The sequence below is a fragment of the Rhodovibrio sodomensis genome (genome assembly GCF_016583645.1).
Classification (GTDB): domain Bacteria; phylum Pseudomonadota; class Alphaproteobacteria; order Kiloniellales; family Rhodovibrionaceae; genus Rhodovibrio; species Rhodovibrio sodomensis.
The window spans coordinates 1-14,756 of sequence record NZ_NRRL01000110.1; the positions used below are offsets into that span (position 1 = coordinate 1).

Consider the following 14,756-nt stretch of genomic DNA (forward strand, 5'->3'; position numbering starts at 1 on the left):
ACTCCGCGATCTGGGCGCAACTTTTGCCGTCATCCAGCAGCAGAAGGGCATTTGCCCGCCGTGCAACGCCGTGGTCCACGCGATGCCGACGCACGCACGCTTCGAGTTCGCGGCGATCTTCAAAGGAAAGGAAACCGGGGCGTATCATGCTCGCAGCTGAATCCCGATTCTACCTCGCGTCAAGCCCGAATTCGGGTCTCCAGAGACTCGGAGTATATCTTACTAAAAACCCCATGACGTCAGCCTGAAGAGGTTGGCGACGTCAACCTGAAGAGGTTGGCGAAGCCAACCGTCTCGAAGGATGCCTGACGGGTCTTGCCGCCGTCGTGCAAAAGTCTCCCAGTGGCGGAGCCAGTGGAAGCAAGGGCACCCACTGCGATACTTTGCGTCGCCCCCGTTCACCCCGGATCAAGCCATGCCCCGCATCCACGACCGCCGCTTCCTGGACGGCCGGGACACGCACGCTCCGATGGCCCGGATCGACGACGCGCTCCCGGCGGTCGCGGCGATCTACCGGTCGGCCGTGCAGACGGTCGGGCCGGCGTACTACGACGCCGACCAGGTCGCGGCCTGGGCCGCCGCCGCCGACAATCCGACCGCGCTGGGCGAGACGCTCGCGCGGGGTCTCGCGATCCTACGCACCGTGGACGGCTGGCCGGCGGCGCTCGGGCAGGTTGGGGCGAACGGCCACGTCGGCCTGCTCTACGTTCACGGCGACTTCGGCCGCCAGGGCCACGGCGGCCAGCTGCTGGTCCAGCTGCTCGACCATGCCCGCCGCAACGGCGCGGCCCAGGCGACCATCGACGCCAGCCGCTTCTCCGCCCGCCTCGCCGCCCGCCACGGCTTCCGAGTCGAAGCCGAGGAGCGCCCCGAGTACGCCGGCGTGCGCTTCACCCGCTGGCGGATGCGCAAGCCGCTATAGGAAACGCAAAAACGCCCCGCGGGCGCGCGGCCCACGGGGCGCCAAAAACCTACAGCCGAAAACCGGCCGTCGTCGCGTTAGAGCAAAATCGATGAAGGTCGAGACGACTTTCATCGTGAATTTTGCTCTAACTGATTGAAGAGAGAGCAAGATTCAGCTGAAAGGTGGCTTCACCTTTCAGCATCTTGCTCTAGATCGACTGTTCGACCCAGCTCTTCAGCTCGTTCTTGGAGACCGCCCCGACCTTGGTCGCCGCGACCTGGCCGTCCTTGAACAGCATCAGGGTCGGGATGCCGCGCACGCCATACTTCTGGGGGGTGCCGGGATTGTCGTCGATGTTCAGCTTGGCGACGTCCATCTGGCCGTCGAGCTCGCCGGCGACCTCTTCAAGCGCCGGCGCGATGGTCTTGCAGGGACCGCACCACTCGGCCCAGAAGTCGACCAGCACAGGCTTGCTGGCCTTGAGGACGTCCTGGTCGAAGCTGCCGTCGCTGGTGTTCGTCATGCTCATGGAGGTGTTCCCCTTGGCGTGTCCTATGTGCGGGCGCGCGGTCCGCCGCGCGGCGGCGGTTCGCGCGTCGCGTCCGCCAACGTAGGTAAGAACCCCCGCCCGCCCGGTCAAGCTGGTCCGGCGACCCGCTCAAGCATCGGTGATCTGCATCAGACGCGGGCCGTCGGTCCACAACAGCCAGGTCTCGACCGGCCGGTCCGGCCAGATCCGCCGCACCAGCCGGCGGTAGGTCGCCAGCTGGTCGCGGTAGACCTGCGGGACCTGCGCCGGCGTGTCCGGCGGCGGCCGGTTGGTTTTGTAGTCGACGATCACGATCGCGTCCTCGGTGACCGCCAGCCGGTCGATCTGGCCGCTCGCGGCCTCCGGACCGGCGCCGCGGTCAAGCAGACCGACCACCGGCACCTCCGGCCGGCTGTCGGGACCGAACAGGTGCCGGAACGCCGGGTCCTCCACGATCCGCAGGGTCTCGTCCAGGATCGCCTCGGCCTGCGCATCACCGAGCTGGTGGCTGGGGCTGTCCAGGTAGCGCCGGCCGGCGTCGCGGCGCCTCTCGGGCGGCAGGTCGGGCAGGGTCTGCAGCAGGCGGTGGATCAGCCGGCCGCGCTGGTAGGCGGCACCGCCGTCGTCGCTCAGCGGGGACCGCACCGGCGGCTCCGACTCCGGCGCGCGCGACGGGGCGAGCGGGCGCGGCGGGGCGGGCTCGGCTTCCGGCGGGACGCGCGCCCAGTCGGGCAGCGGGCCGGCATCGGGCGCGGCGCCGGCGTCCTCGGCGTCCCGCTTCGCCTGGGTGCGCTGCGGGCTTTCCAGCACCAGCGCGGTGCCCTGCCAGCCCTCCTGCGGCAGGTCGCGGGCGGCGTCGAACGCCTGTTCCTGCGCGATGCCCGACAGGCCCTGCTGGACCAGCTCGTACCAGCAGCCCTCGGGCGGGGTCTTCCTGGTGTTGTAGCCGCAGACGTAGAGCCGGTCCTCCGCCCGGGTCATGGCGACGTAGAGCAGCCGGCGGTACTCCTGGCTCTGGGCGTGGCGCGCGGCCTCCCGCAGGCCCCGGCCAACCGTCTCCAGGTCGCCCGTGCGCGGCGGCCAGAGCGCCAGGCCCGCGCCCTCGTCCCACAGCATCTTCGGTCCCTGGCTTGGCACCTGCAGCGTGTCCGGCAGAAACACCACCGGCGCCTGCAGGCCCTTGGCGCCGTGCACCGTCATCACCCGCACCGCGTTGCCGCCGTGCTCGGCGTCGCGCTTGACCTCCTGCTCGCCCGCCTCCAGCCAGTGCAGGAAGCCCTGCAGCGAGGGCACGTGCTCGCGCTCGTAGGCGAGCGCGAGCGCCTGGAACTCGTCGACCGGATCGTTCGCCTCCGGGCCCAGGCGGGCGACCAGATCGCGCCGGCCGCCTTGCGCGCCCAGCAGCTGGGCGTACAGCTCGTAGGGCGGGACGTAGTCGGCGCGCGCCAGCCAGTCGGACAGGCGGGTGAACGCGCGCTCGAAGTCGCCGTTCTCCCCGGCGCGGTCCCGCAGCGCGTCCCATAGGGTGCGCTGGCCGCGGTTCCAGGCCAACTCGAACAGCCGTTCCTCGCCGAGCCCGATCAGCGGGCCCTTGAGCACGCAGGCCAGCGTCAGCGAATCCTCCGGCAGCAGCAGGAAGCGGCCCAGCGCCACCAGGTCGCGCACCGCCAACTGCTCGGTCAGGACCATGCGGTCGACGCCCGCGACCGGCACGCCGCGCAGCTTGAGCTCGCGCACCAGTTCCTCGACGAACTCGTTGCGCCGGCGGACCAGCACCAGCACGTCGCCCGCCAGCATCTGCCGGCCCTTGGACGGCAGCCAGCCCTCGGGATCCCGGGTCTGGGTCCAGCGCTGGATGCGCGCGGCGATCAGCCGGGCCAGCCGCTGACGCGGCGGGGCGTCGCCGTGGCGCTCGGTCGGCGGGGCCCAGGGGTCGGGATCCTGGGCGTCCGCCGGATCGGCCGGCGGCCAGAGCTCGACCCGGCCGCTGTGGCCGACGCGCACGGGATCGTGGTGCAGCGGCGCGTCGCCGTCGAACAGCACGCCGTCGTGGGCGCCGGGATCGTGGAATACCGTGTCGACCGCCTGCAGCACCGCGTCGGTGGAGCGGAAGGAGTGGCCCAGCGCGACCGGCCGGAAGGTCCGTTCGGCCGCCCGCGCGCGCGCCTCGAAGTGTCGGCGCATGCGCGCGAACGCGGCCGGTTCGGCGCGCTGGAAGGAGTAGATCGACTGCTTGCCGTCGCCGACCGCGAAGACGGTGCGCCGCGGCTGGCCGCGCGCCTCCGCCGCGCCTTCGCCGGCGAAGAATTCCTGGGTCAGCGCCTGGACGACGTCCCACTGCTCGGGGTTGGTGTCCTGCGCCTCGTCGATCAGGACGTGGTCCAGGCCGCCATCCAGCTTGTACAGCACCCAGGCCGCGCGCCCTTCCGCCCGCAGCAGCTTACGCGCGGTCAGGATCAGATCGTCGTAGTCGAGCAGCGCCCGCTGCGCCTTGTGCTGGCCGTAGCCGTGCACGATCGCCGCGCCCAGGCGCAGCAAGCTGGCGGTCGCCCCGGCCGTGGTCGCGGCGTTCAGGCGGTCGCGCACCGCCCGCAGCCGCTCGGCCTCGACCTCCATCGCGCCCAGCGCGCCCGGCACGGATGCTGCGTCCTTGTTCAAGAGCTTCTTGCGCAGCTCACCCGCGGTGGTGAAGAACAGACCGGTGTAGCTGTCCCAAAGCCGGACCCGCCCGGCCGTGTCGGCGTCCAGGAAGGCCTTCAGCGTGGCCGCGTTTTCGGTTTCTTTCTTCGTGCCCTGGCGCATCGCGTCCTCGGCGACCTTGAGGCCGAGGGCGTCGAGCGCCTCGGGGGCGCAAGCGTCCCGCAGCACGTCGTCCGCCGTGGTCCCGCGCGCCAGGCCGAGCGCGTCGTAGGTCCGGTCGATCAGGGCGTCGATCCCGCCCGACCGCTCGATCAGGCGCATCAGCCGGCCGCGCTCGGCGATCAGGTGCTGGATCAGCTCGGCGAATTCCTGCTCGTTCACCCGGGCGGTCACGTCGGCGAGCGCGGCGGCCAGCTGCGGGTCCTCGCCCGCGCCGGCGCGCGCCAACACCTCCTCGCGCGCCTCGCGCAGCATCTCCTGGGCGCTGCGCTCGTCCAGCACCTGGGCGTGCGGCGCCACGCCCGCCTCCAGCGGGAAACGCGCCAGCAGGTGCTGGCAGAACGCGTGGATGGTCTGGATCTTCATCCCGCCCGGGGCGTCCAGCACTTGCGCGAACAGCTGGCGCGCACGGCGCATCGTGGCGGCCTCGGGCGCCCGGCCGGTCAGGTCTTCCAGCGCCTGGGCAAGCGCGTCGTCCGTGGCCGTCGCCCAGGCGCTCAAGCGGTCGGACAGGCGGTTCGCCATCTCCGCCGCCGCGGCCTTGGTGAAGGTCAGGCACAGGATCTTGGGCGGCGGCGTGCCGGCCAGCATCAGTGACAGCACCCGGTCGGTCAGCACCTTGGTCTTGCCGGTCCCGGCGGAGGCGGCGACCCAGACGCTGGCCTCCGGGTCGGCGGCACGGCGCTGGCTGTCGGCGGCTTCCGCCTTCTTGCGCTGGCTGGCCGCTTCGGGATCGTGGTCCAGCAGGTCGGCCGGCCGCCCGCCGGTCCGGTGCGACTCGTCAGGCGCCATCTAGTCCTCCCCGCCGATGCCGGCGGACCATTCTTGAACCCGGCTCAGATGGTCGTAATCGGTGTAGCGCGGCGCGAAGCCGGGCCTGGGGCGGGCGTGGTAGGGTTGGGTCGGATCGGCGAACTTGTCGATCAGCGCGCTCAACCCATCCAACGCCGCGGCGGCGAGATCGTCCGGATCGGTCTTCTTGATGGCGAGCTCCTGCCCCGCCTCGCGCCCGCCGGTCAGGCGCCAGTAGGCAAGCTCGCGCGCGCCCGCGGCCGGCACGTCCTTGAACCCGGCGTGCGCGGCGATCGCGGCTTCCAGCGGCAGCTGCGGGGCGAAGCCGAGGGTGACCTGCCTCTCGCTCGGCGGCGTGCCGGTCTTGTAGTCGATCACCGCGAGCGCGCCGTCGGGCCGCACCTCGATCCGGTCGGCCTTGGCGGTCAGGGTCAGGCTGGCATCCCGGCCCGCCACCTCCATCTCGCCCGACTGCTCGGCGAGCACGCGCCGGCCGTCGGCGCGGCGGGTGCGCTCGCGCTCCGCCAACCAGTCGGCGATCCGCTCGAACCGCGGCCACCAGAAGGCGCGCATGCCGGGGCGCACCTTCAACGCGTCGAACTTCTGCACGCCGATCCGGCGCAGCGTGGCGGCGACGTCGTCCGGCAGACCGTACGCGTCGGCCTCGCGCGCAAACGCCTCCAGCACGGCGTGGATCAACGTGCCGTGCTCCGCCGCGCCGGGGTCCTGGTCCAGCGGGTCGCGCGCGCGCAGCCCCAGCACGTAGCGGGCGTAGAGGTCGTAGGGATCGCGCATCCAGGTCTCGACCGCGGTCACCGACAGGCGCGTCGGCCGCGCCGCGACCGGCGGGGTCGGCGCGGGCGCGTCGCAGGGCCGCGGCGGCCCGGGGTCGTCCAGCGCCTTGGCCCACTGCACCCAGCTGGGGTCCGGGGTTAACAGGTCGCGCGCGCCGTAAGCCGCCTGCAGCGCCTCCAGCCGCAGCAGCCAGCGCGACGGCACGGTCGGCGTCCCCTCGATCCGGGTGGCGCGGGTCAGCACCACCTCGGGCGCCGCGAACGCCTGGGCGAAGTCGTGCGCCATAAGGCCGATCCGCCGTTCCACCGCGGGCAGGCCGAAGTCGCTGCGCATCGGCCGCGACATCCACGGACCGGGCTCGCTCTCGGCCGGCCAGGTCCCCTCGTTGAGGCCGCCCAGGACGGTCAGCTCGGCGCGCTGCAGCCGGGCTTCCAGCGGGCCCCAGATCGCCAGACGCGGATGTCCGCCGTAGCGCGGCCGCACCACCTGCCCGGCCATCAGCCCGTCCAGCAGGGCCGGATAGCGCCGGCCGTCGACCGTCGGCGCGGCGTCGGCGTGGCGGGCCAACTCGGCGGCGAAATCGGCGGCACTCTCGCCCGCCTCGCCGGCCCACAGGCGCGCGGCCCCGGGCGCCCGGTCGCTGGTGGCCAGCGCCTCGGCGAAGCGCATGTGCGCTTCCACCAACTGGCCGAGGTCGACCGCGCTGTCGCTCATCGCAGCCAGCGCATCGCCGGCGATCTCCTGCAGCCCGTCGAGCCATCGCGCCAGCCGGCGGTCGACCGGCTGCTCGCCCAGCTGCGCGCGCAGGCCGTCGAAGCCCTCCGCCGGGCGGACGCCGCGCAGCACGCGGTCCTCCAGCTCGCGCACCCGGGCCTTGAACGCGCCGGGGTCCTCGCCGCCGGCCGCCATCGGGTGCTTGAGGGCGGACAACAGCGGCACCGGCGCCAGCTTTTCCCCGAGCATCTGCGCGGTCAGACGCAGGAAGGTGCCGGGCGCGGTGTCCGCCATCGGAACGCCGGCGGAATCGTCGATCCGCAGGTCGTAGCGGCGCAGCTCGGCCGCCACCCGCCGGGCGAGCGCGCGGTCGGGGGTAACCAGCGCCGCGGTCTTGCCGGGGACCTCCAGCGCCTGCCGCAGCAGCAGCGCGATCGCGGTCGCTTCCTCGACCGGGCCCGGCGCTTCCACCAGCCGGACGTTGCGAAGCGCGAGGCGCAACCCCTCCGCGCCGCCGTCGAGCGCCAGGCTGCGCCATTCGGGCGTCGTGCTGGCGGGCTTCAGCGCTTCGTTCACGACCGCGCTGCGGGCGGTCGGCGCGACCTGCGCCGGCCGCTCGACCGGCCAGTCGCGGACCTGGTCGCGGTCGATCCCGAAGCTCGCCAGCAGCCGGCCCAGGTTGTGCTGGGGATGGGTCGGATCCTCGGCGATCGCCGCCCAGCTGGCCGCGTCCGCGCGCCGGTCCAGGCCGGGCAGCACCACCTCGCCGCGGGGGAGTCCCGCGATCGTGCGCAAGAGCTCCGCCGTGGCCGGGATCGAGCCGGTGGAGCCGGCGGCGACGATCGGCCGGTCCGGCGGATCCTGCGCCCAGGCGTGGGCCTGCGCCAGCATCAGCCGGCGCCGGCGCTCCGCCGGGCCGATCGCGCCTTCCCGCGCCAGCCAGTCGGGCCACCAGTCCGTAACGATCTTCAGGAAGTCCAGGGTGATCTGCCAGTGCTCGGCGTAGCGCTCGGGCGCCAGCTCCTTCAGCCGGGCGAACGCGAGCCCCTCCGTCTCCACCTGGTCGAGCAGCCGGCCCAGTTCCTCGGCCAGCCGCGCGGCCTGGTCGACCGTCGGCACGCCGGCGCCGGGCGCCACCTCGCCGAACTTCTGGATCAGCTGAGTCAGGACGAACCGCCGGCGCACCCCGGAGACCGTCGGCGGCAGCCGCATCGCCGCTTCCGGATCGCCCAGCCCGGCGGCGGCGAGCGCGTCGTCGCCGCCCATCAACAGCTCGTCGGCGTCCAGATCGCCCAGCGGCAGCATCCGCGGCAACAGCAGCGCCCGGCCGTCGGACAGGCGCAGGAACGCCTCGTGCAGCGTCCGGCAGGCCCGGCGGGTCGGCAGCAGCACGGTGGTCGACGCCAGGCTCAGCGGATCGTCCCCGGCCCGGTCCTTGAGCCCGCGCGCCAACGCGTCGGCGAACGACACCTCCGGCGGGATGGTGGAAACGGTGGGGGTGGTGGACTGCGGTAAAGGCGTGGACACGACCGATTCCCTACGCTTCGGGCGCGTCAGGCTAGCACGCCGCTCCCGCCGCGCGCATCGCTCGGGAAAAAATTCCCTCTCCTCCAGTGGGAGGAGAGGGCTAGGGAGAGGAGGTTGCCAGCGGCGCTACTGTCTGTGGTCCCTCCTCCCCTAGCCCCTCCTCCCACTGGAGGAGGGGGGATGAGTTTGGCTGCCGGACGACGCCCGCTACGACACCCGCTCCTCCGGCCGGTCGGTGCGGAAGCCGAGGTCGTGCAGGACTTCTTCGGCGATCTCGATGTCGCCCGGGGTCCCGATGTGGAACCACAGGCCGTCGTGGCGCAGGCCGGACAGGCGCTCGCTGCCCTCGGCCTGGTCGAACAGCAGGTTGAACGAGAAGCTGCCCTCGGGCGCGTAGTCGAACAGCCGGCGGTGGACGATCTGCACCCCGGAAAAACACAACGGCGCGACCTCGAATTCCTGCCGGCGGCGAACCTGTCCCTGGATGTCCATCTGGAAGTCGCCCGGCCCGGAATAGCCGATCGCTTCCGCCGTCGCGGTCAGCAGCAGCAGCGCATCCATCCGCTCCGGAGTCCAGTGCTGCCCCAGCCGGGTCAGCGCGGGCACACAGCCGTCCAGCCAGAAGATGTCGCCGTTCACGACGTAGAACTGCTCCGCGTCCAGCTTGTCGAGCGCGTTCCTCACCCCCGCTCCGGTGTCGAGCGGGGCGTCCTCTTCCCGGCTGATCTCGATCGCCGGCGGGCCGCCGCGCGCGCGCAGGTGCGCTTCCAGCGTCTCCGCCAGATGGTGGGTGTTGACCACGACCCGCTCGACACCGGCGTCGGCCAGGCGGTCGAGCGTGCGGTCGATCATCGGCCGGCCCATCACCTCGACCATCGGCTTGGGCTTGCTGTCGGTGAGCGGGCGCATCCGCGTGCCGTAGCCGGCGGCGAGCACCATCGCCGTCTTCGGGGCCGCGCTCATTGAATCGCTCATTCGCTGGTCTCCGGGGGGATCACCCGTTGGGTCCGGGGCAGGTTGACGTCGAACCAGGCATGCACCGGCGCCAGGGCGGGCGCGCTCAGGGCGTTGTTGAGCATGCGCCACAGCCGCGGGATGTGGGCGAGGTAGCCGGGCTTGCCGTCGCGCCGCGCCAGCCGGGTGAAGATGCCGATCACCTTGGCGTGGCGCTGGGCGGCGATCACCGTGTAGGCGACGCGCGCGTCCTGCGGGTCCAGTTCCGGGAAGGCGGCGAGGTAGTGCTGCAGCATCCGCTCTTCGAGCTCCGGCGGGACGTCGCGCCGGGCGTCCTGCAGCAGCGACGCCAGATCGTAGAGCGGGCTGCCGATCACCGCGTCCTGGAAGTCCAGCAGGCCGCAGGCGGCCGTGCCCTCGCGGTCGTCCAACAGCATCAGGTTGTCGGAGAAAAAGTCGCGCAGGACCAGCGTCGCCGGGTGCGCGTGCACGCGCGCCAGGGCTTCCTGCCAGGCCTGGCGGTAGGCCTGCCGCTGGCCTTCGTCCGGCGCCAGCCCGACCGCCGGCATGTACCAGTCGAGCAGCAGGGTCGCCTCGCGGTCGATCAGCAGCGCGTCGTCGTAGACCGGCAGGTCCGCGGCCAGGTCGCCGCGCGCGCGCCAGGCGCGCTGCAGGTCGATCAGCGTGTCCGTCGCGAGCCGGTACAGCGGCTCCCGCTGCGCGCCCTCGGCCAGCAGCATGCCGAAGGTGCGGTCGCCGAAGTCCTCCAGCAGCATCAGCCCGCGGTCGCTGTCGCACGCCAGCAGCCGCGGCGCCGACAGGCCGAGGGAGAGCAGCAGCCGGCCGACGTCGCGGAAGGCGGCGACGCTCTCCTGCGGCGGCGGGGCGTCCATCAGCACCGCCCGGCTGCCGTCCGCGCCCAGCAGACGTTCGTAGCGACGGAACGAGGCGTCGCCCGCCAGCATCGTGCGCTCGGCAGCCCCCCAACCGGCCTGGTCGAGGAAACCGGCGATCTCGCTTTCGCGTGCGCTCATGCTTGCTCGTCCCCCGCCTCACCGGTGGTCGTGTCGTGTGACGTCAGCCGCCCCGGCCCCCGACGGCCTATCCCGGGGGCGCTTATCCCGGGGGCGCGGGTCCGGCCAGCGCGTCGATCCGCCCCGCCCAGCCCGCGCCGCCCTGCAGCACCGCGACCCGGCCGGCCGGCGCGCTGTGCCCGTCGTCCCCGGCGTACACCAGCGTGACGTCGAGGCGCGGGGCGGGCAGCCGGGCGCCCAGCCGGTCCGGCCATTCGACCAGCACCAGCCCGCCGGCCAGCGCTTCCTCCCAGCCGAGCTCGTCGATCTCCTCCGGCGCGCCCAGCCGGTAGAGGTCGAAATGCCAGACGGTGAGCGGCGCGCCCTCCGCGCTCAGCCGGTCGTAGGTCTGCACCAGCGTGAACGTCGGGCTCGGCACCTCCTCGCCGGACGCGTCGGCGCCCCGGGGATCGCGCAGGCTCGCGATCAGCGCCCGGGCCAGCGCGGTCTTGCCCGCCCCGAGGTCGCCGGTCAGCGCGATCAGGTCGCCCGGGCGCACCACGTCGGCCAGCCGGCGGCCCAGCGTCTGGGTGTCGGCCGGCTGCGGCAACGGGATCGAAAGCGCTTCGGCAGCGGGCGATTCGGCCATGACGCGCCCGGTTTTACCGCCCCGCCGCCGGCCCGGCAACCTGCGGCGGCGGCACACCTTGCCAAGCCCCGGGCGCCTCGCCATGTTGCGCAGCCGAACGGCGGGCGTGCGGCGCCCGCGGATGTGCTGGACGCGAGCGACGATGAGCGAGAGCCGGATCGAGACGGACGTGGTGATCGTGGGCGCGGGGCCGGTCGGCCTGTTCGCGGTGTTCGAGCTCGGCATGCTCGGCCTGCGCGCGCAGCTGGTGGATTCGCTGGCCGGCGTGGGCGGCCAGTGCCAGGCGCTGTACCCGGAAAAGCCGATCTACGACATCCCCGGCTATCCCAGGATCCTGGCGGGCGAGCTGATCGAGCGGCTGGCCGAACAGGCGGCCCCGTTCAAGCCCGGCTACCACCTGGAACAGCGGGTCGAGACCGTGCAGCCGGCCCGGCACGGGCGCTGGCGCGTGCGCACCAGTGCCGGCACCGAGATCGACTGCGGGGCGGTGATCGTCGCCGCCGGGGTCGGCGCGTTCGGCCCCAACCGGCCGCCGCTGGAGGGTCTGCGCGACTACGAGGGCCAGGGGCCCGGCACCGGCGTGCACTATCTGGTCGCCCGGCGCGAGGACTTCCGCGACAAGCGCCTGGTGATCGCCGGCGGCGGCGACAGCGCGCTCGACTGGACGCTGTCGCTGTCCGACCTCGCCCGGCGGATCTACGTCGTCCACCGCCGCGACAAGTTCCGCGCCGCGCCCGAGAGCGTGCGCGAGATGCGCCGGCTGGCCGAGGACCCCGGGAGCCCGGTGGAGCTCGTCGTGCCCTACCAGCTGCACGGCCTGGACGGCTCCGACGGCCGGCTGACCGGGGTCGACGTCGCCACGCTGGACGGCGACGTGCGCCGGCTGGAGGCGGACGCCCTGCTGCCGTTCTTCGGCCTGTCGATGAACCTGGGCCCGATCGCGGAGTGGGGCCTGGACCTGGAACGCGGCAGCGTGAAGGCCGATCCCGTGACCTGCGAAACTTCGACTGCCGGGATCTACGCGATCGGCGACATCGCGAGCTATCCCGGCAAGCTGAAGCTGATCCTGTCCGGCTTTTCCGAAGCCGCGCTGGCCGCCCACGCGATCTACGCCCGCCTCAACCCGGACACCCCGCTGCACTGGGAGCACTCCACGACCAAGGGCGTGCCCGGCTTCGCGGAGTAAGGGGCGCGCGGAGTAGAGGCTACCACGGCGGTCAGTCGGCGGCCGGCGGTTCGTCGGCGCGTGGGGCGGCGGCCGGCTTAACGCCGGCACCGCCGCCCCCCGGCCCGGACACCGGCAGGTGGCAGGTGACGCGGGTGCCCTGGTCCGGGGTGCTGTCCAGTTCGACCCAGCCGCCGTGCAGCTCGATCAGGCTCTTGACCAGCGACAGGCCGAGGCCCGCGCCGGTCTTGCGCGGCTGGCCGCGGACGAACTTGTGGAAGACGTTCGCCTGGTCCTCCTGCGGGATGCCGACGCCGGTGTCGACCACCGACAACAGCAGCGTGTCGCCCGTGCGCGCGGCGCGCAGGGTGACCTGGCCCTGGTCGGGGGTGAAGTTGAAGGCGTTGGAGACCAGGTTGAACAGCGCCTGCTTGAGCCGGCGCGGGTCGCCCTTGAGCGTGCCGATGTCCGCCGGGCAGTCGATCGCCAGGTCGATGCCCCGGCTGAGCGCGCGTTCCCGGGCGATCGTCTGCAGATCGCCCAGCAGCTGCTGCGGGTCGACCTCCTGGCTGTCCAGCTCCAGGTAGCCGGCCTCGATCGAGGCCAGGTCGAGAATGTCGTTGATCAGCCCGATCAGCCGCTGGGAGGACTGCACGATCGCGCCGGCGTACTCGTGCTGGCGCGCGTTCAGCTCGCCGAAGTACTGGTTTTCCAGGATCTCGGCGAAGCCGACGATGGCGTTGAGCGGCGTGCGCAGCTCGTAGGAGATGTTGGCGATGAACTCCGACTTCAGCCGGTCGGCCGTCTCCAGCGCCTCCGCCTGCTCGCGCAGGGCGCGCTCGACCCGGATGGAATCGCTGACGTCGAGGTAGGTGAACAGGCTTTGCCCGTCCGGCAGCGGCACCTGGGCCCAGTCGATCACCCCGCCGTCCGGGCGTTCCATCCGGCCGGTCCGGGTGTCCGGCTCGGTCGCGCGGGCGACCATCGTCTCCAGCGCCTGCGGCCAGTCGGCGTCGTCGACGTTGAACTGCGGCCGGGCGGCTTGCAGCACCGCGCGCACGTGCGGGCGCTCGCCCAGCTGCTCCATCGGCAGGTCCCAGAGCTGCACGAACGCCTTGTTGCACAGCGCCAGCCGGCCGTCCGAGCCGAACACCGCAACCGCCTCGTAGAGGTTCTCGATGGTCTCCCGCTGGACGTCGATCAGGGTGTTGAAGCCGCGCTCCAGCGCCAGCTTGTCGGTCACGTCCTCCAGCATCGACAGCACCCCGCCGAACGGGTGCGGCGAGATCGTGGACTTCAGCGTGGTCCCGTCGGGCCGGTGCAGCAGCCCCTCTTCCGGCTGCACCAGGGAGCGCATCTTCTCCACCTGCTCGCGCTTGAAGGCGGGGAAGTTCGGCTGCTCGGGCAGCTGGCGCTTTTCGCGCAGCGCCTCCAGCAGGTCGTTCAGATGCGGCTCGCCCTCCAGAAACGCCTCGTCCAGCCCCCCACAGCTCGGCGTAGGCGCCGTTGTAGAACTTGACCCGCAGGTCGGAGCCGTAGATCGCGATCGCGGTCGACAGGCTTTCCAGCACCTCGCCCTGGGCGGAGATCGTGCGCGACAGCTCGTCCTGCAGGTCCTCCGTCTCGGTGCGGTCGATCGCCAGGCCGACCAGGCCGTCGCCCTGACCTTCGCCGGGCCCGTCGCTGCCCAGCAGCGGCACCTCCACCAACTCCATCAGCCGGCGCTTGCCGGCGACCACGACGTGGTGGCGCTCGCTCTGGACCTTGGCCGTCGTGCGCGCCCGCTCCGCCAGCGCCCGGCCGACGTCGCGCAGGGAATCGCCCAGCAGCTCGGCGTTCTCCGCCACCGCCGCGGTGCGCGGGCGCTCGACCGCGCGGGCGTAGGCGTCGTTGCAGTCGACCAGGCGCAGGTCGCGCCCGCGCCGCCAGATCGGCACCGGGACCGCGTTCAGGACCCGCACCAGCAGGTCGCGGGTCGCCGCGGCGTCCTGAGCGCTGCGCGCGTTGTCGGTGATGTCGCAGAACCAGATCGCCGGCCCCGGGGTGTGCGCCCGGCCCTCCGCGCGCAGGGTGCGGGCGCGGTCGGCGGTCGCCAGCGTCAGCGTGAACGGCGTGCCCTCGGCGCGCAGCGTCCGGGCGGCGGCGTCGAGCCGTTCGCCGTCGCCCGCCGCCAACCGGTCGATCACGGCGTCCAGCCCGGCGCCCGCCGGCTCGATCCCGAACAGATCGGCCAGGCCGTACGACAGGCCGGCCCGCGGACCGTCGAACGCGTAGAACCCGAGCGGGGCGTTCGAGACCAGGGCGTGCAGGGCGTTGCGGTCGGCTTCCACGCGCGCCAGCCGCTGGTCGGCCGCTTGCCAGCGCAGCCGATAGCCCAGCGCGACCAGACCGGTGCCGAGCACCGCCAGCACGGCCAACGCAAGCAGGATCCCGGGTCCGGCCATCAACGCACCCGCCCGCGCGGCGCACTGACGCCGCGGCGCTCACAGGTGGCTGCGACTGACGCACCGGGCCGGGCATGCCCGGCCCGCCGGCGCCCCGATATCTCCGTCACGACGAGATCCCCCGGATTCCGGCACCGAGTGTGACGCCGGCTGGGCGCGGGCACAAGTCTTGGGGGTCCAAGCGCGAGCAATGGCTTACCGCATGAGACCGTCCGCCAAGCATGGCACCCGCCACCTGAGCCGGATGACGACCATGGCGGCGGGTCCCTCTCCCTTGAGGGGAAAGGACAGGTGAGGGTGGGTTTGCCGGTGGATGCCGGGCAGTCCCACCCTCACCCTCCCACGACCCTGCGGGTCGCGGGCCCCGCCCTCTCCCCTCGAGGGAGAGGGGATGGCGCCCTCCAGAGAGAG

At 72.7% G+C, this 14,756-nt stretch carries 10 protein-coding genes; 3 read left to right on the forward strand and 7 right to left on the reverse strand.

Features of this window, described 5'->3' with window-relative positions:
• Window positions 1-415: 415 nt before the first annotated feature.
• Window positions 416-922 carry a GNAT family N-acetyltransferase gene (locus tag CKO28_RS22525; protein WP_200343145.1) on the forward strand — a complete coding sequence of 169 codons (507 nt, stop codon included), beginning with the start codon at window positions 416-418 and terminating at the stop codon, window positions 920-922.
• A 190-nt stretch (window positions 923-1,112) separates the two neighbouring features.
• On the opposite strand, the gene trxA is transcribed toward CKO28_RS22525, so the two are convergent.
• From trxA to tsaE, 6 genes are all read right to left on the reverse strand, one after another.
• A complete protein-coding gene (gene trxA / locus CKO28_RS22530) occupies window positions 1,113-1,433 on the reverse strand; it encodes a thioredoxin TrxA (protein WP_242480747.1) in 321 nt (106 codons plus the stop codon).
• A gap of 129 nt (window positions 1,434-1,562) precedes the next feature.
• Window positions 1,563-5,084, reverse strand: a complete 3,522-nt coding sequence (gene addA, locus CKO28_RS22535) for a double-strand break repair helicase AddA (protein WP_200343146.1) — start codon at window positions 5,082-5,084, stop codon at window positions 1,563-1,565.
• Entirely contained in the window at window positions 5,085-8,120 is a 3,036-nt protein-coding gene (gene addB / locus CKO28_RS22540) for a double-strand break repair protein AddB (RefSeq protein WP_200343147.1), read from the reverse strand.
• Window positions 8,121-8,327: 207 nt separating this feature from the next.
• Window positions 8,328-9,095, reverse strand: a complete 768-nt coding sequence (locus CKO28_RS22545) for a nucleotidyltransferase family protein (protein ID WP_242480748.1) — start codon at window positions 9,093-9,095, stop codon at window positions 8,328-8,330.
• Window positions 9,092-10,108 (reverse strand): aminoglycoside phosphotransferase family protein, encoded by a 1,017-nt coding sequence (locus CKO28_RS22550; protein WP_200343148.1) that lies wholly within the window; start codon window positions 10,106-10,108, stop codon window positions 9,092-9,094. The genes CKO28_RS22545 and CKO28_RS22550 overlap by 4 nt, the downstream gene beginning before the upstream one ends.
• 82 nt (window positions 10,109-10,190) lie before the next feature.
• Window positions 10,191-10,736, reverse strand: coding sequence for a tRNA (adenosine(37)-N6)-threonylcarbamoyltransferase complex ATPase subunit type 1 TsaE (tsaE, locus tag CKO28_RS22555; protein ID WP_200343149.1), 546 nt, complete (start codon window positions 10,734-10,736; stop codon window positions 10,191-10,193).
• A 142-nt stretch (window positions 10,737-10,878) separates the two neighbouring features.
• Here tsaE and CKO28_RS22560 point away from each other — a divergent pair, with 142 nt between their 5' ends.
• Window positions 10,879-11,922 (forward strand): NAD(P)/FAD-dependent oxidoreductase, encoded by a 1,044-nt coding sequence (locus CKO28_RS22560; protein ID WP_200343150.1) that lies wholly within the window; start codon window positions 10,879-10,881, stop codon window positions 11,920-11,922.
• A 31-nt stretch (window positions 11,923-11,953) separates the two neighbouring features.
• Here CKO28_RS22560 and CKO28_RS22565 read toward each other — a convergent pair whose 3' ends face one another.
• The gene (locus CKO28_RS22565; RefSeq protein WP_200343151.1) at window positions 11,954-13,258 is read right to left on the reverse strand and encodes a sensor histidine kinase; all 1,305 of its coding nucleotides are present in this window, start codon (window positions 13,256-13,258) and stop codon (window positions 11,954-11,956) included.
• On the opposite strand from CKO28_RS22565, the gene CKO28_RS22570 reads away from it, so the two are divergent.
• Entirely contained in the window at window positions 13,191-14,489 is a 1,299-nt protein-coding gene (locus CKO28_RS22570) for a hypothetical protein (protein ID WP_200343152.1), read from the forward strand. The genes CKO28_RS22565 and CKO28_RS22570 overlap by 68 nt on opposite strands.
• The last annotated feature ends 267 nt before the right edge of the window (window positions 14,490-14,756 follow it).

What these genes read in the sequence shown, in the direction of transcription:
- CKO28_RS22525 (WP_200343145.1), top strand. Translation starts at nt 416, where the DNA reads ATGCCCCGCATCCACGACCGCCGCTTCCTGGACGGCCGGGACACGCAC.
- trxA (WP_242480747.1), bottom strand. Translation starts at nt 1,433, where the DNA reads ATGAGCATGACGAACACCAGCGACGGCAGCTTCGACCAGGACGTCCTC.
- addA (WP_200343146.1), bottom strand. Translation starts at nt 5,084, where the DNA reads ATGGCGCCTGACGAGTCGCACCGGACCGGCGGGCGGCCGGCCGACCTG.
- CKO28_RS22545 (WP_242480748.1), bottom strand. Translation starts at nt 9,095, where the DNA reads ATGAGCGATTCAATGAGCGCGGCCCCGAAGACGGCGATGGTGCTCGCC.
- CKO28_RS22550 (WP_200343148.1), bottom strand. Translation starts at nt 10,108, where the DNA reads ATGAGCGCACGCGAAAGCGAGATCGCCGGTTTCCTCGACCAGGCCGGT.
- tsaE (WP_200343149.1), bottom strand. Translation starts at nt 10,736, where the DNA reads ATGGCCGAATCGCCCGCTGCCGAAGCGCTTTCGATCCCGTTGCCGCAG.
- CKO28_RS22560 (WP_200343150.1), top strand. Translation starts at nt 10,879, where the DNA reads ATGAGCGAGAGCCGGATCGAGACGGACGTGGTGATCGTGGGCGCGGGG.
- CKO28_RS22565 (WP_200343151.1), bottom strand. Translation starts at nt 13,258, where the DNA reads ATGCGCTCCCTGGTGCAGCCGGAAGAGGGGCTGCTGCACCGGCCCGAC.